The sequence below is a fragment of the Pseudoxanthomonas sp. genome (assembly GCF_027498035.1).
Lineage (GTDB): Bacteria > Pseudomonadota > Gammaproteobacteria > Xanthomonadales > Xanthomonadaceae > Pseudoxanthomonas_A.
The window spans coordinates 3992804-4012070 of record NZ_CP114978.1 but is presented as its reverse complement, the minus strand read 5'-3'; the positions used below and the strand labels follow the sequence as shown (position 1 = coordinate 4012070).

The following is a 19267-nucleotide window of genomic DNA, read 5'->3' as shown; positions in this document are numbered from 1 at the left end:
TCGTGCGTCGGCAGCGACGCACGACAATGGCTGAATGCGGCTTCGGATATCATCCCGCGCCATGCCCTTTGCCCTCCCCCAGACCTACTCCCCGCCGCTGCAGGAAAACGACCAGTTGGCAGCGGTGGACCTGGGGTCCAACAGCTTCCACATGGTCGTTGCCCGATACACCATGGGCCAGCTGCGCGTGATCGACCGCCTGCGCGAAACCGTGCGCATGGCCGATGGCCTGGATGCCCGCGGCGGCCTGTCGGCCGAAGCCCTCGCGCGTGCCATCGAGTGCCTGTCACGGTTCGGCCAGCGCATCCGCGACCTGCCTGATTCGCGCGTGCGTGCGCTGGCCACCAATACCGTGCGCCGACTGGCGCTGCCGCAGCACTTCCTGGTCCCGGCCGAAGCCGCCCTGGGCCACGCCATCGAAGTGGTCGCCGGCCGCGAGGAAGCACGCCTGATCTACCTGGGCGTGGCCCACGCGCAGCCGCCCAACCCGGGCAATCGCCGGCTGGTGATCGACATCGGCGGTGGCTCCACCGAATTCATCATCGGCAGCGGCCTGCAGACGCTGGAACGCGAAAGCATCCAGGTCGGCTGCATCGCCAGCACGCGCCGGTTCTTCCCCGGCGGCAAGCTGTCCAAGAAGCGCTGGAACTCGGCGCTGACCGAAATCACCGCCGAACTGCAGCAGTTCGCCCAGCAGTACCGGGCGCTGGGCTGGCAGGAGGCGATCGGTTCGTCCGGCACCGCCAAGGCCATCGGCGACATCTGCGCGGCGATGAAGCTCACCAAGGGCGCGATCACCGCCGAAGCCCTGCCCCAGGTGCGCGAGCGCCTGTTGCAGGCCGAACGCATCGACGGCATCGACCTGCCCAGCCTCAGCAAGGACCGCCAGCCGATCATTGCCGGTGGCGTGCTGGTGATGGAAGCGGCCTTCCAGGCACTGGGCATCGACCGCATGCTGGTCAGCAAGGCGGCCATGCGCGAAGGCATCCTGTACGACATGCTGGGCCGCCGCGGTGGCAGCGACGATCCTCGCGAACAGTCCGTCGCCGCGCTCGTGCAGCGTTATGGCATCGAAACCGCGCAGGCCGAACGCGTCGCCCAGACCGCGCAGCGCCTGTTCGACCAGGTCGCCGATGCCTGGCACCTGGAAGCCGACGATGCCCGCGTGCTGTCCTGGGCCGCACGCCTGCACGAAATCGGCCTGGCCGTGGCCCACAGCCAGTACCACGTGCACGGCGCCTACCTGCTGGAGCACTCGGACATCGCCGGCTTCTCGCGCCAGGAGCAGCTGATGCTGGCGGCGCTGGTGCGCACCCATCGCCGCGGCATCCCCAAGATCGCCTTCGATGCCCTGCCCGACCGTCGCATCCCCAATGCCAGGCGCATCGCTGCATTGCTGCGCCTGGCCGTGCTGTTGCACCGTGCCCACGACCAGGCGCCGATCCCGACCCTGGACCTGACTGCCGATGGCGACGAACTGCGCCTGGTCCTCAACAAGGACTGGATCGACGCGCGCCCGCTGCTGCGTGCCGACCTGATCGGCGAAGCCGACGACCTGCCCGGCCTGGGCGTGACCTTCAAGCCGTTCGTCTCGTAGGAGCGGCCATGGCCACCGGTTTCATCAAACTGCCATCGCAGTGACACATCCGCTGCATCGCGGTCTCCCACGCTATCGCAAACGTGGGAGACCGACATGCGCTATGCCATCGTCACCGAGACCTACCCGCCGGAAATCAACGGCGTCGCCCTGACGGTCCAGGGCCTGGAAGACGGCCTGCGCCAGCGCGGACATGAGGTGACCGTGGTGCGCCCACGCCAGGCCAGCGACGATGAGGGATCGACCCGCAGCGACACCTTGCTGGTGCGCGGCGCCGGACTGCCGCGCTACCCCGGCCTGCGCTTCGGCCTGCCCTCACCGCTCGCGCTGCGCGAGCACTTCCGCCATTGCGCGCCGGATGCGATCTACGTGGCCACGGAAGGCCCCCTGGGCTGGTCCGCGCTGCGCACCGCGCGGCGCCTGGGCATCCCGGTCGCGACCGGTTTCCATACCCGCTTCGATCACTACATGAGCGATTACGGCGTGCCGTGGCTGCAGCCGGTCGCGCTGCGCTGGATGCGCCGGTTCCACAACGGCGGCGATGCCACGCTGGTGCCCACGCTTGAGCTTGGACAGTGGCTGGAAGAGCAGCACTTCACCAAGGTCCAGCGCCTGGCGCGCGCAGTCGATACCAGCCAGTTCCATCCTGGTTTCCGCGATGCCAACCTGCGCGCGCAATGGAATGCACAGGACGACACGCCGGTGCTGCTGTCGGTCGGCCGCATCGCCGCCGAGAAGAACCTGGGCCTGGCGGTCAGCGCCTTCCGCGCCCTGCAGCAGCAGCGTCCGCAGGCACGCATGGTCTGGGTCGGCGACGGCCCGGAACGCGCGGCACTGCAGGCAGCCAACCCGGACTTCATCTTCGCCGGCATGCAGCGCGGCCAGGACCTGGCGCGGCACTACGCCAGCGCCGATGTGTTCGTGTTCCCCAGCCGCAGCGAGACTTTCGGCAACGTGACCCTGGAAGCCATGGCCAGCGGCCTGGCCACCGTCGCCTATGACTCCGGCGCGGCGCGCGAGCATCTGCGCACCGGCCTGCATGGCGCGGCAGTACAGGACGATGCCGCGTTCATCGATGCCGTGCTGGCGCTCGGCACCAGCGCCGGGCGCTGGCGCGCGATGGGCGCCGCCGCGCACACCGCCGTGCAGGCGCTGCAGCCGGCGCAGGTGTCGGCCGATTTCGATGTCCTGCTATCCCGACTGGCCCGTCAACGTAAGGAGCATGCCCATGCCGTCCCCGCGTGAGATGAACCTGCCCCGCGAATCGGGCGTCTGCCTGTTCGCCAACCGCTTCGGCCGTCGCCAGGCGCTGCGTCGTTTCTTCGCGGCGATCAGCCGCCTGGGCGATGGCGTGTTCTGGTACGTGCTGATGGCGGCGCTGATCGTATTCGACGGCTGGCACGGACTGGCCGCCGCGGCGCACCTGGCTGCCACCGGTGCCATCGCGCTCATCCTCTACAAAGGCCTGAAACGCTGGACGCGCCGGCCACGGCCGTTCGCCTCGGACGTGCGCATCCAGGCCTGGGTCGCGCCGCTGGATGAGTTCTCCTTCCCCTCCGGTCACACGCTGCACGCGGTCGCCTTCACCCTGGTCGCGCTGGCGCACTACCCGGCGCTGGCGCCGCTGTTGCTGCCGTTCACTGCGTGCGTGGCGACCTCACGCGTGGTGCTTGGGCTGCACTATCCCAGCGATGTGCTGGCGGCCACCGCGATTGGATGCGGGCTGGCGGCGTTGGCGGTGTGGCCGGTTCCGGGAGTGAGTTTGTTCGGCTGAAGCGCTTGTCTTGGCCATCTGATCTTGTTGGCTGGGCCGTTCGATAAGGCAGAGCTTTCACGCCGCTGCGCGCCGCGCCTTCCTTTTGTCTTGGCAAAAGGAAGCAAAACCGCCAGCGCCTGACACTCGCCGATGCAGTAAAGCCGCATCGGTGCCCTGCGCTCCTCGCCGGAAACGGCACGGCGCGGGAACTCGCTGCGCTCAGACACCCGCGCCTCTTCGGCCGTTTCCGCCTGCGGTGCTCGGCTCGCTTTAAAGGCGCTGAAGATCAGAGGCAACAGCAACAAGGGCGAAAGCGAGAAGCAATGCTTTGGCGTTTGCTTGCGCTCTGAAATCCTCCATGAGGCACGGCGAAGGGGTGAGGATCAGACCCGCAGGGCGACGTGCATGGATGCACGTCGTTTTTGGAAGGGACAGGGATGTCCCTTCCAAAAATCCATCGCCCCGTAGCGAACCTGCGAAGCAGGCGTGCCGTCCGGAGTGTGTTTCTTTGCCTAGCTTTCTTTGCACAAGCAAAGAAAGTAGGTCGTGGTGCGAAGCGCCGCGAAAGCTCTGCCGTTGATCTTTGCCACGACCCACCTCAAAAGACCAAAAAAGGAAGGCCAGCAATGCCGGCCTTCTTCTCAACCCTCAACGCGCATCCGCGCCATCACTCCTGCAGCACATCCTTGCGCGGCAGCTGCTCGTCGCGCATCGCTGCCTGGTAGGCGAACGCCGCGATGATCGCCGCGGCCTGCTTCAAGTCGTCCGGCGAGGCGTGGTCGTAGGTGTCCAGGTCGCTGTGGTGCACCTGGGTGCCGTAGTCCAGGCGGTCCTGCACGAACTGGAAGCCCGGCAGGCCGACGCGGTCGAACGGGATGTGGTCGGTGCTGCCGGTGTTGCGACTGGTGACGATGGTCGCGCCCAGGTCGTTGAACGGCGCCAGCCAGGCCTTGAAGATCGGCATCACCGCCTGGTTTTCCTGCGCGTAGATGCCGCGGATCTTGCCCGAGCCGTTGTCCAGGTTGAAGTACGCCGAGAACTTGCCGTAATCCTTGGTCCGCTGCAGCGGACCGGTGGGCTCGCGCAGTTCCGGCCGCAGTTCCTTCTGGGCCGGATCGGTCGGCTCGGGGTAAGCGGCAAAGTGGCGCGATACGTAGTCGGTCGAACCGATCAAGCCCTGCTCTTCGCCGCTCCATAGCGCCACGCGGATGGTGCGCTTGGGCTTGGCGCCGACGGCCTTGAGGATGCGCATGGCTTCCATCATCACCGCCACGCCTGCGCCGTTGTCCGACGCGCCGGTGCCGGTGTGCCAGGAGTCCATGTGCGCACCCAGCATCACCACTTCATCAGCCTTGCCGCTGCCCTTGAGCTCGGCGAGCGTGTTGTAGCCGGGCTCGTTGGCCTGGGTGGTGAAGCGCGCATCGGAGTTGACGCGCAGGCGCACGGTTTCCTTGCGGTCCAACGCGCGCAGCAGCGGGTTGTAGTGTTCGGCCGCGACCACCAGCTCGGGCACGCCGACCGACTCGCCAGCCTTGCGCGAACCGCCGCCGCCAACGCGCAGGATGCCGTCGTCCCAGCCGCTGATGCTCAGCGCGGCCACCGCGCCTTCGCTGACCAGGAATTCATTGGTCGCCTTGGCCAGCTCGATGCGCTCGCGATATTCCTTGACGCGCTTGGCCTTGGCCTCGGCGCCACCGGCCGCGGGCATGGGAAAAGTGAGCAGCTCGTCGAGGCCGGCTTCGTCATAGCGCTTGGAGGCCGGCTCGGTGCCCGGCTTGTAGTCGCGCTTCTCGCTGAGCAGCACGATCTTGCCGCGCAGCGTGCCCTTGTACTTGTCCAGGTCGGCCTTGGTCTTGAACGTGATCGCGATGGCCTCGCCTTCGACCGGACCGTTGGTGCCCGGCGTCCACGCCTTGGGCACGGCATGCAGCGGCGCGCTGCGCGGGGCGAGCAGTTCCAGGCTGGCGCTGCTGAACTCCCAGCCGCGGCCGAAATCGGCGAAGGCTTCGTCATGCACATTGACCAGGCCCCATGCGCTGAACTTGGCCTTGGTCCAGTCGTTGGCCTTGGCCATGTTGGCCGAGTTGGTCAGGCGCGGGCCGATCTGCTCGGTCAGGTGCTGCAAGGTGTCGGCCACCTGCGAACGATGGAAGGCTTCCTGGCGGATCTTGCCGACCATCTCCAGGTCTACCGGTTCCTCCGCATTGGCCGAGAGCGCCAGCCCCAGGCACGCGGCCATGACACCCCACTTGATCCCCTTCATTCCACGCATCCCCGGTTGGTTGGTCTAACCCCCGAGTCTAGCCAGCGCGCGGGCGCGCATCGCCCGGCCACAGGTCATGGATGCGGATGACAAATCCGTCAGTCGAAGGGCACCAGTGCCGCGCGCCGGATCGCCGGCATGTCCTGTCCCATCCAGTCGCGGTCGTTGGCGACCTGTGCCCGGTCGCGGCTGGCTTCCAGTGCCGCGAAGTCCAGCTCGCCCACCGCCCAGACCTGCTGGCCGCTGGTCTGGGCGATCACCCCATCCGCCGGCAGGCCGACATCCATCGGCGCGAACAGCGTGGCCTCGCCGGTGTTCTCATCCAACGCCGGACTCCAGCGCGCGATGCCGGCGGTGACCGACTGGGCGACGAAGATCCTGTTTTCCAGCGCACGCGCCAGGCAGCCAACGCGCACGCGGGTGGCGCCGGCTTCGGTATCGGTGCAACTGGGCACGGCCAACAGGCGCGCGCCGGCCTGTTGCTGGGCGCGCACCGGCAGTGGGAATTCGCTGTCGTAGCAGATCGAAATGCCGGCGCGGATGCCATCGGCCTCGAACACGCGCAGCGCGTCGCCGCCTTCGATCACCTGGGTGTTTTTCTCGAAGCCGGTCAGCTGCAGCTTGTCCTGCCAACCATGGGTGCCGGCTGGCGTGAACCAGTGGCTGCGGTTGCGATAACGCCCGTTGCCCACGGCGGTGAGGAAGCTGCCCGCGATGACATGCAGGCCCAGCCGCTGCGCCAGCGTTGCATAGAGATGCTGGAAGTCTTCGTCGTACTGCTGGATCGCTTCCAGCGAAGCGATCAGGTCGGCGCTGATCGCGACGGGGAACGTCGCCGCCAGTTCCAGCGACAGGTACTCGGGCAGCACCGCGATGCGCGCGCCGGCGTCGGCGGCCTGCTGCAGCAAGTGGGTCTGCTTTTCGGCGAAGGCATCGAAATCCCCCGGCTGGCCGACCGGGTATTTGGCAACGGCGACTTTCATGCGATGGGCTCCAGGGCGCGTGTCCAGAAGGTGAGCGTGTGGCTGACTTCGCCGCGACCCGGCTCCTTCCACGGCAGCGTCACCGCCATGCCGTCTCGGCGGGTGTAGCCGCGTTTGTGCCAGAAGGCGTCGTTGTCGCGGTGGCCGTCGGGGCGACGTGGGTCCGCAGGGTCACGATCCACCGCGCAGAAGGCCGTAGTGTTGAAGCCACCCAGCGCGCGCGCATGGGCTTCGCGCGCGTCGAAGAACGCATGGCCGATCCCGCGTCCACGCCAGGCCGGCAGCAGCACCGACTCGCCGAAATAGAACACCCTGGCCGCATCCACGCCATGCGCAGCCAGCGGCCTGGAAAACGCGTCGGTGTCATCCAGCAACGGCAGGCCGGTCGACGCACCGATGACCGTGTCGCCATCGAACGCCAGCACGAACACGCTGCCCGCGGAGCGCGCATACGCCGCCAGGTAATCACGCTCGTACGCCGCGTTGCCTTCGTACAGATACGGCCAGTGCGCGAACACCGCGATGCGCAGGCGCGCGACATCGTCCAGGTACGGCGTGATGTCGGCGCCGCGCACAACGGCCATGCGATGCGGGCTGGAGGCGATGGAAGCAGTTGACGTCATGCGGCCAATTTACCGCATCAGCGTGGGCCGTCCCGCCACAGATACACCGCCACGCCGTCGTCCGGGATCACCAGCAACCAGGCCGGCACCTGCAGGCTGGCCGCCATCCACACGGGGCCGCCCCGCCGTACAGCCAACGCGCGCCACGGACGGTAAGCCGGTGCCTGGGGATCACGCGGACTGCAGGCGTTGCGCAACAGGTCCAGTGGACGTTCGCGCAATGCACGCACCGTCGCCTCGGCCAGCTGGAACACCACCGCGCCCGAGCACCCATGCCGCAATGGCAGGAGCAAGGGAACCAGCCCCTGCTCCAGGCGCACGCCGCAGGACACCAGCACCCGCGGCAGCCTGCGCGCCGCATGTCGTACCGCGCGCCCCTGCAACAACATCAGCGCAGCTCCGACGACAGCGCATACCAGTCCACGCGCCGGGTCACCCACATGATCACCGCCAGGATGCCGAACAGCAGCAGCGAGCCCATCAGCAGCGCGTTGTCTTCGGAAATCAGCAGCCCGTACAGCGCGCCATACAGCGCCGTGAGTCCGGTGGCGAAGCCCGCCGCGCGCGCCCAGCTGCGCAGCACGCCGGACAGGTAAACGAACTGCACGCCGATGCAGGCCGCTGCCGAGATGGCATAGGCCTTCCAGAAGGCGATGTGTTCGGACAGGCTGATCAGCAGCAGGAAGAACATCGCCAGCGCCAGCCCGACCAGCAGATATTGCATCGGGTGGATCGGCAGGCGCTTGATCAGCTCGAACAAACCGAAACCGACGAAGGTCAGCACCACGAACAGGATCCCGTACTTGCTGGCGCGGTCGGCCAGCGTGTACGCATCCACCGGGTCGATCAGCTCGACCCGCAACGCATCCAGTCGCGTGTCGGTGGACTTGAGCTGCTGCAACTGGGTCTGGGCCTGGCTGGCCAGCGACGACACCGCCCACTGCGCGTCGAAGCCGTCCGCGCGCACCGTGCGCTTCACCGGCAGGAAATCACCGGTAAAGGTCGGGTGCGGCCAGGCCGAGCTGATCTGCACCTGTGTGTCATCGGCGACCGGCACCACGTCCAGTCCCTGCGTACCAGCCAGGGTGAACGAGAGCGACACGTTGCGACCGGGAAGCGTGTCGCCAGTGATGGGCGACAACGCCGCACTGACGCCAGCCAGCCGCTCATTGAACGCACGCGTGCCCGGCTCGAAGCGCAGCGCGGCGCCATCCACGTTCAATCGCGGCGCGCCCAGCAGCCCGCGCACGTCGGTCAGCCCCAGCACCAGATACGGCGTGCCGTAGCGGCGCGTTTCGCCCGCGGGCACCGCCGGCAGCGCCGTGCCGAACTGCGCGGCAAGCCTGGCCTCCCATTTGTAGGTGGGCACGGCGAACAGGCCCACCTTGCGCGTCTCCGGCGTCAGCTGGCCATGGACTTCCAGGGTCAGCGGCGCCTGCAGCAGCACGCCCTCGGTGCGGACTTCACGGGTGCGCGAAACGCCCTTGTCGTCCACCCACGCCTCCTGTCGCACATCGGTATACGGCACCGCGCGCAGCGGACCGACCAGCCGTTGTGCCCCGGCAGTGCTGCGCGAGACGCGCTGCACGGCCTGTTCGCGGAATTCGGTGCGCTCGGCGATCTTGCTGCGGATCATCGACAAGGGGACCAGCAACGCCAGCACCAGCGCACCGACGATGGCAAAGCGCAACAACAGCTTCAGGGATTTCATGCACGGCTCCATCCAGGTTGATGGCGCCAGCGTGCGCGGCCTGCGTGGGTGGGATTTGAGCGCTGTTTGAAGTCTGTGTGAAGTGCTTCAGGGTCCGTACCGCGCCACGCCAAACCATGCCGGCCCCGGGGATCGCACCCTGAACGCCCCACCTGGAACTTCCCGATGCGATGCCCTCGATGCCACCGTCTTGCGGGCACGCCGGCTTCGCAGATGACGTACCGGACGTGCAGGACGATCTACGGCGTCGGCGCACCGGCCTTCGCCACGCCGCTGGCCGCATTCACCGTCACCGGGATGTCCAGGTAACTGCCAGGCAGCCAGCGCAGCGTCAGCGGTGCGCCCGCGTCGGCCACCGATTCATCGCTGACCGGCTTGCCGCTGCCCATGTTCACCGGCGAGCCTTCGTCCTTGTTGATGCTGACCGTGACCACCAGGCGGCTTCCCGGCTCGAACAGCCGGCTCGTGGTGCGACCGTTGGTGAAGGCCAGCCTGGTCGGCCTGCCCGGCGTGAGCAGCTGTCGCTTCGAACGGTTACCGATGTAGCTGGCCCGGGCGAGGTACCACGACAGCTGCATGACCGAGCCATCGGCCTTCTTTTCGTAGAGGGTCACACGCAGATCGAAGTCGCGCTTGTTCGTGACCACCTCGAGCCTGCCGGAGAACAGGCCACTGATCTCGGTCCCCGCAGGAAGCGGGTCGCTGGTGAAGATCAATCCGTTCCGGCCGTCAACGTCGGCGGGCGGAGGCGCGTCCTCGGGCGGCAGATCGTCGCGCCTTGCCAGGTCCACCGTCAGGTTCGAGGCCCGCGTCGACGGTCGATCGGCAAGGCGCAATGCCTTGCCATCATTGGCCAGATAAAAACGACGGCTTCCCTGTGACATCGCCGCCACCGTCGGCGCGTGTTTCCAGGCATTGGTGCCCATCACCTGGTAGTTGACCCGGTCCGCCAGCAACGCCGGCTTCGGTGCTCCGCGAAACACGTAATCGAACCACTGGTAGCGAATCACGCGGCCGATATCCTGCTTCGCCACCTCGTCGATGGCATAGCCATTCACCACCGGCCGCGCCTTGCGCTGCGCACCCACGTGATCCCACGGCCCGATCAACAGGTAATGCTCGGCGTGCGGGTTGTAGCGCTGGTGTTGCTGGATGTAGTGGAGCGCGCCGATCTGTCCGCCATCGTAATAGCCGGTGGTGGTCAGCACGGGGATGTCGATGGCAGCGAACTCCTTTCCGTACGGGATCATCGCCTGCCAGTAAGCGTCATAGTCCGGGTGGTCGAGCCAGCGCTGGAAGACGGGATTGGGCCGGCCGTTGAGTTCGTCGAGCGCGCGGAACGGCTTACCGCTCTCGTACCAGCGGCGATACAGGCCATTCCAGTGTGCGTTGTCGTCGTAGTGCGCCTGATCGAGGTCCTTGCCGTCGGTGGTGTACGGCACCCAGGAGTAGACGAAGTCGAAATTGACGCCGCCTTCCATCGGCACGTCGATGCCTGGCGCGACGGTGACGGAGGGCATCAGCGCCTTCAGCGCCGCGGGACGGTGCTTGGCCGCGGCCCATTGGGTGAAGCCGTTGTAGCTTCCCCCGTACATGCCGACGCGCCCGTCGCTCCAAGGCTGCCTGGCAATCCATTCGATCACCGCATCGGCATCCGCGCCGTCGTGCTCGTACGGCACTGGCGTATCCGGACTTAGGCCCTTGCCACGCGAATACCCCACCACCGCGGCATAGCCGTGGGCGGCTGTCAGCCGCATGTCGAGCGCCGACCATGCGGCGTTGGCATAGATGGTGAATCCCAGCAGCGCAGGCAGCTTCGCCTGGCGCTGCTTCGGCAGCAGCGTGAGCACGGTGACGGATGCACCGTCCGGCGTCTTGATCAGGATCGGTTCGCGCACCTCGTAGCGACGGCGATCGTCTTCCTCGGCCAGCATGTCGGTGTAGGGACGGAACGCGGTATACGCCTCGGCCGCCTGGTAACCCTTCACCAGCGCGATGGCGTCGCGCAATGCGATGGTCGCCTTGCCTGCCTGCGCCGCGAGGTCGGCCGCGTATGCCTGGCGCATCTGCTCCGGCTGCGGCCCATAGGGCTCGATGGCCGTGCCGAAGCTGGCGATCACCTGCGAAGCGGTGACGTCGTCCAACGCATCGACAACCTCGTGGAAAGCCCTGGCATAAGCCTCGGAGAATGGCAGCTGCCGGGCGGCTTCGATCTGGCGCGCACGGACATAGATCCACCAGACGATCGGCCCGGCGGCATCCAGTGGCTGGGGTCCCGTCTTGCGCAGCGTCACCAGCTCGGCAAGGCTGCGCTCCGCATCGTCGTAATGCCGGGCCGCCAGCTGCAATTGCGCCGTGGTGGATAGCCAGGTGGCGCGATCGGGCTCTTCGTATCGGCCGATGGCTTCCACCGCCAGTGCACGGACCGCCGCGTCGCTGTCGATGCCCGCCTTCGCGGTCCAGGGCAGGGAAACCGGCGGCACCGTCGCCAGGGTTGCCATCGGTGCCAGTGCGGCGGTGATCAGGCATCCGTAGAACCCCAGCCTCAGCCGCATCGCCATGCCCTTCCCCATCGGTGGATGTCGATCGATCGTCCCAGCCCGCATGGCCAGATGGGGAGTGCCATCAGCCATGCTTCGCCGCAGGACCCAGCGGACGCGATGCCGGCGCCGCACACCATCTCGATGCAGGTGTGGAATCCCCACCGCATGCAGGCGGCTCACCCGCCATCGGTAGACTTGTGCACGATGCAGACTTCCCAGACCTCCGGCGCCACCGATCCCCGCCGACTCCGCCTGCGCCGCATGAAGCTGGGTGCCTTCGGCCTGTTGCTGCTGATGCTGGCCGGCTTCGCGCTGAGCCATGCGATGGGCCTGCACGGCGCGTGGGCCTGGGTGGCGGCGTTCTGCGAAGCGGCCGCGGTCGGCGCGATGGCCGATTGGTTCGCGGTGGTGGCGCTGTTCCGCCGGCCGCTGGGCCTGCCGATCCCGCACACGGCGATCGTGCCGCGCAGCCGCGACCGCCTGGCCGACAGCTTGGCGGTATTCGTGCGCGACCACTTCCTGGCGCCCGAATCGCTGCTGGAAAAACTGCGTGTATTCGATCCCGCCGCACGCCTGGGCCAATGGCTGGCCGAACCCACGCAATCGAAGATGCTCGCCGGCATGGCGCGCGGCTGGGCGCTGCAGGCGCTGGACCTGCTGGATGAAACCGCCGTGCGCGTGGCGATCCAGAAGTTCGTGATCGGCCGCCTGCGCAGCTGGAATGCCGCCGGCACGGCTGGCGAGGTGCTCGGCATCCTCACCGCCGATGGCCGCCACCAGGAATTACTGGATGAAGCACTCAAGCGCATTGGCCGCTGGCTGGACGAGCCGGCACTGAAAGCACGCGCCTCGGCGCTGATCGTGCGTTACGCACGGCGCGAGTGGCCCAAGCTGATGGGCACCGTCGACCTGATCAAACCCGTCGAGGAGATCGGTGATTCACTGGCCCAGCGCATTGCCACCGCCGCGCTGGAAGAACTGCAGATGGTGCTGTCCACGCCCAGCCATCCGCTACGCAAGGATTACGAGGAATGGCTGTCCGGTTACGTGGTGCGCCTGCGCAGCGACCCGGAGCTGGCCCAGCGCGTCGAACAGATCAAGCAGGACATCATCGACCACCCGGCCGTGCAGGATTACATGCGCGGCCTGTGGGACCAGGTCCACGCCGCCCTGCGCGCGGATCTGGAAAAGCCCGATTCCACCTTGGCCCAGCACCTGGAACGCTCGCTGCAGGCGCTGGGCGAATCACTGGTGCGCGACCCGTCGCTGCGCGATGCCCTCAACACCCACCTGACCAGCGCCGCCGAAAGCCTGACCACCCGCCTGCGCAGCGGCGTCACCAACCACATCGCCCAGACCATGAAAAGCTGGGACGAACGCCAACTGGTCGAAGTGCTGGAACTGGCCGTCGGCCGCGACCTGCAGTACATCCGCTACAACGGCACGCTGGTGGGCGGCCTGATCGGCGTGGTGCTGCATGCGGTGGTGGTGCTGACGGGGGGCTGAGGCCCCTCTGAAGAACCTCCTCCCCCCCAGGGCGCGCGCGACTCCCCCATCACGCCCTCGTCGTCAAGCATCATCGCGGCGGGTCAAGACCCGCCCTACCCATGCCTTGTGGCACTGTCCCGGCAAGATGGCGCACGTCACCTTGGCCGATCACTTTTTCCGCCACCCGGAGCCACCCGATGCCCCGTCTTGCTCGCTCGCTGCTGACCCTGGCGCTGGCCGCCAGCTGCGCCAGTGCCTATGCCGCCGATGAAACCCCGACCGGCCGCCTGCCTACCTGGGCCCAGCCACAGGACTATGCGCTGGACCTGAAGATCGACCCGTCGCAGGACAGCTTCAGCGGCACCACGACGATCAAGGTCAAGCTGACCCAGGCCAGCGATCATCTGTGGATCGACGGCAAGGACCTGACGGTGGAAAAGGTCACCGTGGCAGCGGCCAGCGGCAAGCCCAAGCCGGCCAAGTACGTGCAGGCCGATGAAAAAACCGGCGTAGCCCGGATCGATTTCGGCAGCACCCTGCAGCCGCAGGAGCTGACCCTGACCATCGCCTACACCGCGCCGTTCAACGGCGAGCTGGAAGGCCTGTACAAGGTCACCTACGAAGGCAAGCCGTACGCGATGACACAGATGGAGCCGGTCAGCGCGCGCTTTGCGTTTCCCAGCTTCGACGAGCCGGCGTTCAAGACACCCTACGACATCAAGCTGACCATCCCTTCCGACCTGCAAGGCGTGGCCAACACCAGCCAGGTCAAGGAAACCCCGGCCGGCAAGGGCTGGAAGACGCTGACGTTCTCGCGCACGCTGCCGCTACCCACCTATCTGGTGGCGTTTGCCGTGGGCCCGTGGGACATCGTCGATGGCCCCGGCATCACCGCCACGCCGCAGCGCGCCGGCACCCTGCCCCTGCGTGGCGTTGCGCCCAACGGCAAGGGCCCGCGCATGAAGATCGCGCTGGATTCCACGCCGGTCATCATCCACACGCTGGAGGACTACTACGACTTCGGCTACCCGTGGGACAAGCTGGACCAACTGGCTGCACCGGACTTCTCCGCTGGTGCGATGGAGAACGCCGGCCTGGTGACCTACCGCGATTTCCTGCTGCTGCTGGATGAAAACTCCGCCACGCGCTACAAGCGTTCATCCTTCAACGTGATTGCCCACGAGCTGGCCCACCAGTGGACCGGCGACACGGTGACCATGGCGTGGTGGAACGACCTGTGGCTCAACGAATCCTTCGCCACCTGGATGCAGCAGAAGGTGACGATGAAGGTGCACCCGGAGTACCGCGCCGATCTGGACCGCGTGCTGGGCGCACAGGGCGCGATGGCCGGCGATGGTTTGGTGGCCACGCGCAAGATGCGTCAGGAAATCACCGGCAACGGCGACATCGAAAACGCCTTCGACGGCATCACCTACCAGAAGGGTGCCTCGGTGCTGGGCATGTTCGAAGCCTATGTGGGCGAGGACACCTTCCGCACCGGCATGCGCCAGTACATCCAGAACCACAAGTTCGCCAATGCCACCGCCGATGATCTGGTGAGTGCGATTGCCACGGCCGCCGGCAAGGGCCCGGACTTCACTGCCGCGTTCAACAGCTTCCTCGACCAGCCGGGCGTGCCTTACGTGCATACCGAAGTCACCGATGCCAAGGGCCAGGTGGTGCTGAAGCTCACCCAGAAGCGCTACCTGCCGCTGGGCAGCACCGGCGATTCGGCCAAGACCTGGGGCGTGCCGGTCTGCGTGCGTTACCAGACCGCCACCGGCAGCGACAAAGCCTGCACCCTGCTGTCCACCGCCAACGGTGAATTGGCCCTGCCGGGCGCGAAGAAGAACGGCTGGGTGATGCCCAATGCCGGTGCTGCCGGTTACTACCGCATCGGGCTGGATGCCAAGGCGCTGAAGACCCTCACCGCCGATCTGGCCCAGCTCAGCGATACCGAACAGCTGGCGTATGGCAACGGCCTGGATGCGTCCTTCAATCTGGGCGAAATCAACCCCGCCCAGCTACTGGCCGCCCTCAAGCCGATGACGCTGTCCAAGGTGCCTGAAGTGTCCGGCGTGCCCACCGACAGCCTGGGCTGGCTCTACGGCCATCTGGCAAAGACCGATGCCCAGCGTGCCGCGCTGACCGCATGGGCCGAAGCGGCGTACCTGCCGCGCTTGCAGGAACTGGGCTATGTGCGCAAGGACGGCGAAGCGGGCAATGACACATTGCAACGCGCCCAGCTGGCCAGCTTCCTCGGCATGACCATGAAGGTCCCGGCCGTGCGTGCCGAACTGCTCAAGCAAGGCGATGCCGTGCTGGCCGATGGCAAGACGCTGACCTTCGATCAGGCCAACCCGGATCTGCTGCCCACCGCACTGAGCGTGTCCGTGCAGGAACACGGCGCTGCCGCCGTGGATCAGCTGATGGCCGCCCTGCCCGGCATCATCGACCCCTCGCACCGCAACGCGCTGCTGGCCGCACTGGCCAGCACCGAAGACGCCACGCTGGCCGCCAAGGTCCGCAGCTTCGGCCTGAGCAAGGACGTGAAAGTGGGTGAAATGCGCTTCGCCCTGACCGCCGGCAAGCACACCACCGAAGCCGACCGCGATGCCCAGTGGACCTGGTTCACGCAGAACTATCAGGCCATCCACGACCGCGTGGGCGCCTTCGCCGGCGGCTCGCTGCCGCGCTTGGCCGCCACCGGTGCCTGCACCCCGGCCGAATCGGACCGCCTGCAGGCCTTCTTCGAGCCGCGCTTGAAGGATCTGCCCGGTGCCATTCGCGGCCTGCAGCAGGCCCGCGAAAGCATCGCCCTGTGCAGCGCCATCACCGCCAAGCAAGACCCGGCCACGCTGGTGAAGTGATCCGCTTTCCCTGATGCCTGAAACACCAACGCCGCCGCAGGAAACTGCGGCGGCGTTGTTTGTGGGGTTGGGTGCAACCTGCAAGTCCGATGGCATCAAAAAGCGGACACCATCATCAAGCCAGCATGGATGCTTTCGACCCAAAGCGGACTTACGGTGGCGCGTGGGCGGCCTCTATTCTGCTCGGCTACACGGAGGTTGGGCTGTCAGTTCGCGGCAGCCGGGTTGAAGCGCGCAGAGGCGATCACGATCACTGGCGGCCGGGATAAGACGGAGACGGAGCACGGCTTCGCCGTCCCCAAGGTGACGCTGGGAGCCGCGTGCAGGCGTTGCTGCATTCTGGGGACCTCCGCATCCCTCGCGCGCTGCCCGACGCGGCCGTGCTGACTCGGGAGTTGCAAGAATTCCGAGTGAAATACACCGAGGCGGGCAACGCGACCTTCAATGCCCGAGAAGGCGAGCACGACGACCTGGTGCTCGCCCTCGCCATCGCGGTCTTTGGACTCTCCGCTGCCGAATGCGTAAGCCCAGAATCCATTCTGAGCATGAGCATGCAGTTTCGCTATATCGCTTGAGTGCGAATCTGTCTGGAACCTAGATCAACCCGCGCCTGCTGCAACGACACATGAGCGTATGCGGCATCACCAAGAATCTCGCGAACTTCGGCAACAACGCTTGGTGGCGTCCTTTCACCCAAGATGACGGTAACGAGAGCCTGCCTGGGGAAATCAATTAAATGAATCGCCTCGGCGTCCGCTTCTTCTGGAAGCGGCACCAGAATTCTTTGTTCATTTTCGTAGCGCCAGTCACCGTGCTTTGCGCAAAGTAGTTTGACCCCATCAAGCTCGCTAATCGAAGAGTAGACAGGTAAAGGATCGAAGTAATCGACTGGACGAAGGTGGAAGAATTCGTCCGACTCGCTGCGCCTTCTATCGAAAAAGGGATGGCTTTCATCGAACCCAAGCACAAACCCCTTATGACTATCGGCGTAGTGCGCCCACATCAACTGCTGCGCGGGGTCCTCAGAAAAACTCACAATCCCGACGATGCATCCCAACTTGCTGTGCATTAGGTTTCTGAGATGCTCTGTAAGCGCAGGCATCTCATCGTCAAAGAAACGATCAAGTTCCAGGCCGAGAAAACGCTCGACTTGCTCCCGAACAACGTCCGTCCTAATAAACTGGACGAATTGTTCCGGGGAGATAGGGGGTCTTTTATCAGCCGGGAGCGCGGCGAATGCCTTCTTTAGCTCATCTTCGAGCATGCCCTTGTCCCGCAGACGCTCATGCAATTCGTGCCGCTGAATTGCGGCCTCAAAGAAGGGCTTGACCTCAAATGGGTCATTCAGCGCATTAGCCTGAGTGGCGCGCAAAGTCGCATTCCTAAGCGCCGATACCCGCGCCGGGCTCAAGTATTTGTAGATCATCGAAAATCCCCAATCACGCCGCCGAATCCTCAAGCGCGGCAACGGCATCTGCAAATCGAGTCTTGTGCGCGGTGATGCGGCGACTCAGAAGCAAAGACCCCTTCGTAAGACGGTCCGTAAAATACTCACCAGTCATCGTGTCTGGCCGCAGTTTATGCGGTCCATGTGCGTCAAGAATAATAGATCCGAAGTGCATTTCGCTTCGAAGCGTGCGCAGGTGAACATTCGGCTTGTTGGAGTAAACCCCAAAGACCTGATATCCGTCCTCGCTCGGAGACTTAGTGACGGCATGCGCGATGAGCCAGGATTCCGACTCCGGGGTCATCAGATGCAATTGGAGCTTAGAAAAAGTCTGTGTAACGCCCATGTAGCAGGTAATGGGCGCAATCCTGATTTTGGTGGCGGGATCAACGTAGCTTGATTGCAACTCGACAAGCCAAGTCCCTCGCAGGTCCGGACGACAGAAGAGCCAGCCGTGCAGCCAGCGCTGCCGCCACAAAACATGCTCGACGGCAAGCGCAACCAAGCCCAGAAAGCCGACAACAATACTGAAGGGCGCAGCATGCTCAATGGATATCGGCGTGCCCTGAATGAGGAGGACGGCGGCCCAGACGACTACCGCGAGCAACAAGACAAGGACGATGTGCAGGCGTGTCACGGTCATGGCGTGATACCGATGTAAGACCAGGCATCGAGCAAGAACTTGTTTGCACTGGCCCGCTTTCCAGCGGGATTACCGAGGAAGATGTACTTCAACTGGCTAACTTCGCGCCAGTATTGGCACGTGGCATCGTCAAGCGTATTCGACCATAGATAACAGAGCACCGCGCGCACGCACTTTTCCCAAGTGTCGTGAGCGAAATTCTCGTTCGGGGCGTTGTGCACCAAGCATTCGACCAGAAACCCTTTCATATCTTTTGCCGACGCGCTTCCCTCTCCGTCCATGACATAGCGCAACTTCCGCAGAATCCGCACGACGCCCTTGTACGCCCTGCGCGTTGCGTCGTTCTTGCTGACGGCGTGTTCGTAATGTTGGCGAGGCCAGTGCGAGTACAACTGCTCAGGCCAATTAATAATGCGTCCGCCGTTATCCGGACGAAGCTCGACCCCGCAAAGAAAAGAGCCATCTGTGCTGTAGCGCCGATGCTCAAACAGCGGCACTACGTCAGCATCCACCCGATACGTGTTGGCGTGCACGTCTAATGCCTTGTCCCCCCAAGTTACGCCCGATGCACCGAAGCGCGCGATGAGCGCCCCGTAGATCTGCCTTTTGAATTCTTGGACGGTGTACGCGGAGTCGCTAATTCCGAACGTTTCCTTGGTAGTTCCTTGTGGGTATTCGGGGTAGAACGTGCTCCCCGTGTACAACACACCGATATCAACGTCGCTGTCCTGCCTTACATTGACGCGATTCCGATAGGAACCTTGGACGAAAACCCGCGTGGTACTTTTCAGTTGGACGTCCGCATCTAGGGCATCTCGAATACCTTTGATGGCGTTCTGTATCCGCGTTTCTTCAGTATCGCTAGGCGGTTGCGCCCACTGCGAGAACTTGGCTTCCCACTCTCCAGCCATGCGTGCCTTCCTTTTTTTTATTGGTAGGCCGGCGTCTATCGCCCCTGACGCCACACGGCCAGAACGGAACTGGGGATAGCTAGACAAACATCAAGGGCGGGCGAGAACAATAGGACTTGCTCTTAGCATGCCTCCCTTAAGTCTCAGGTTCTGCGACTTTGTCTGGAGTCTAGCGGGGCGACCCGCGAGTGCGCGACCTTGTTGAGACGTGGTTGCACGGGTCGGGCCACAGTCGGGCCATAGGAAGGCGCTAGTCGGGCGATTAGCGCATACGAAAAGCCCAGCGGTGGCGTAAACCATTGCAGGGCTTAAGGTTTAAATGGTGGCCGGGGAGGGAATCGAACCCCCGACACGGGGATTTTCAACCCCTATGGCAACTATGAGATGTCCGCTTTTGGCCGAGGCTGTGTGAAAACCACCACGTCACTGGCA

General features: G+C 65.1%; 15 protein-coding genes. 6 read left to right on the top strand and 9 right to left on the bottom strand.

From position 1 onward, the window contains the following. The first annotated feature begins 61 nt into the window (after positions 1–61). The 3 genes from ppx (at position 62) to O8I58_RS17675 (ending at position 3371) form a co-directional block, all read left to right on the top strand. The gene (ppx, locus tag O8I58_RS17685) at positions 62–1597 is read left to right on the top strand and encodes an exopolyphosphatase (protein ID WP_298319015.1); all 1536 of its coding nucleotides are present in this window, start codon (positions 62–64) and stop codon (positions 1595–1597) included. Between the two features lie 96 nt (positions 1598–1693). Continuing rightward, positions 1694–2842, top strand: coding sequence for a glycosyltransferase family 4 protein (locus tag O8I58_RS17680; RefSeq protein WP_298319012.1), 1149 nt, complete (start codon positions 1694–1696; stop codon positions 2840–2842). Then, positions 2826–3371: a phosphatase PAP2 family protein gene (locus tag O8I58_RS17675; protein ID WP_298319010.1), complete on the top strand. Its 546-nt coding sequence runs from the start codon at positions 2826–2828 to the stop codon at positions 3369–3371. The genes O8I58_RS17680 and O8I58_RS17675 overlap by 17 nt, the downstream gene beginning before the upstream one ends. Before the next feature lie 649 nt (positions 3372–4020). On the opposite strand, the gene O8I58_RS17670 is transcribed toward O8I58_RS17675, so the two are convergent. The 6 genes from O8I58_RS17670 to O8I58_RS17645 all read right to left on the bottom strand — a co-directional run bounded on the left by O8I58_RS17670 (position 4021) and on the right by O8I58_RS17645 (position 10867). After that, positions 4021–5616, bottom strand: a complete 1596-nt coding sequence (locus O8I58_RS17670; RefSeq protein WP_298319008.1) for a M20/M25/M40 family metallo-hydrolase — start codon at positions 5614–5616, stop codon at positions 4021–4023. 98 nt (positions 5617–5714) lie between these two features. Further along, positions 5715–6599, bottom strand: coding sequence for a carbon-nitrogen hydrolase family protein (locus O8I58_RS17665; protein ID WP_298319005.1), 885 nt, complete (start codon positions 6597–6599; stop codon positions 5715–5717). After that, positions 6596–7183, bottom strand: coding sequence for a GNAT family N-acetyltransferase (locus tag O8I58_RS17660; protein ID WP_298319002.1), 588 nt, complete (start codon positions 7181–7183; stop codon positions 6596–6598). The genes O8I58_RS17665 and O8I58_RS17660 overlap by 4 nt, the downstream gene beginning before the upstream one ends. Positions 7184–7239: 56 nt before the next feature. Next, a complete protein-coding gene (locus O8I58_RS17655) occupies positions 7240–7611 on the bottom strand; it encodes a hypothetical protein (RefSeq protein WP_298318999.1) in 372 nt (123 codons plus the stop codon). Beyond that, entirely contained in the window at positions 7611–8933 is a 1323-nt protein-coding gene (creD, locus tag O8I58_RS17650; protein WP_298318996.1) for a cell envelope integrity protein CreD, read from the bottom strand. The genes O8I58_RS17655 and creD overlap by 1 nt, the downstream gene beginning before the upstream one ends. Positions 8934–9172: 239 nt before the next feature. Further along, on the bottom strand, positions 9173–10867 hold the full coding sequence (locus O8I58_RS17645; RefSeq protein ID WP_298323166.1) for a CocE/NonD family hydrolase: 1695 nt from the start codon (positions 10865–10867) through the stop codon (positions 9173–9175). An 813-nt stretch (positions 10868–11680) separates the two neighbouring features. On the opposite strand from O8I58_RS17645, the gene O8I58_RS17640 reads away from it, so the two are divergent. The 3 genes from O8I58_RS17640 (at position 11681) to O8I58_RS17630 (ending at position 16409) form a co-directional block, all read left to right on the top strand. Continuing rightward, positions 11681–12982, top strand: coding sequence for a DUF445 domain-containing protein (locus tag O8I58_RS17640; protein WP_298318994.1), 1302 nt, complete (start codon positions 11681–11683; stop codon positions 12980–12982). Between the two features lie 179 nt (positions 12983–13161). Then, positions 13162–15834, top strand: coding sequence for a M1 family metallopeptidase (locus O8I58_RS17635; RefSeq protein ID WP_298318992.1), 2673 nt, complete (start codon positions 13162–13164; stop codon positions 15832–15834). Between the two features lie 320 nt (positions 15835–16154). Further along, positions 16155–16409, top strand: coding sequence for a hypothetical protein (locus tag O8I58_RS17630; protein WP_298318989.1), 255 nt, complete (start codon positions 16155–16157; stop codon positions 16407–16409). Here the strand turns inward: O8I58_RS17630 and O8I58_RS17625 are convergent. Genes O8I58_RS17625 through O8I58_RS17615 form a run of 3 tightly spaced genes read right to left on the bottom strand, consistent with a single transcriptional unit; the run spans position 16397 to position 18835 of the window. Beyond that, positions 16397–17260 carry a DUF2971 domain-containing protein gene (locus tag O8I58_RS17625; protein WP_298318986.1) on the bottom strand — a complete coding sequence of 288 codons (864 nt, stop codon included), beginning with the start codon at positions 17258–17260 and terminating at the stop codon, positions 16397–16399. The two genes, O8I58_RS17630 and O8I58_RS17625, sit on opposite strands and share 13 nt — an antisense overlap. Before the next feature lie 13 nt (positions 17261–17273). Continuing rightward, positions 17274–17924 (bottom strand): Cap15 family cyclic dinucleotide receptor domain-containing protein, encoded by a 651-nt coding sequence (locus O8I58_RS17620; RefSeq protein WP_298318983.1) that lies wholly within the window; start codon positions 17922–17924, stop codon positions 17274–17276. Then, a complete protein-coding gene (locus tag O8I58_RS17615) occupies positions 17921–18835 on the bottom strand; it encodes a nucleotidyltransferase domain-containing protein (protein ID WP_298318981.1) in 915 nt (304 codons plus the stop codon). The genes O8I58_RS17620 and O8I58_RS17615 overlap by 4 nt, the downstream gene beginning before the upstream one ends. Positions 18836–19267 lie beyond the last annotated feature (432 nt).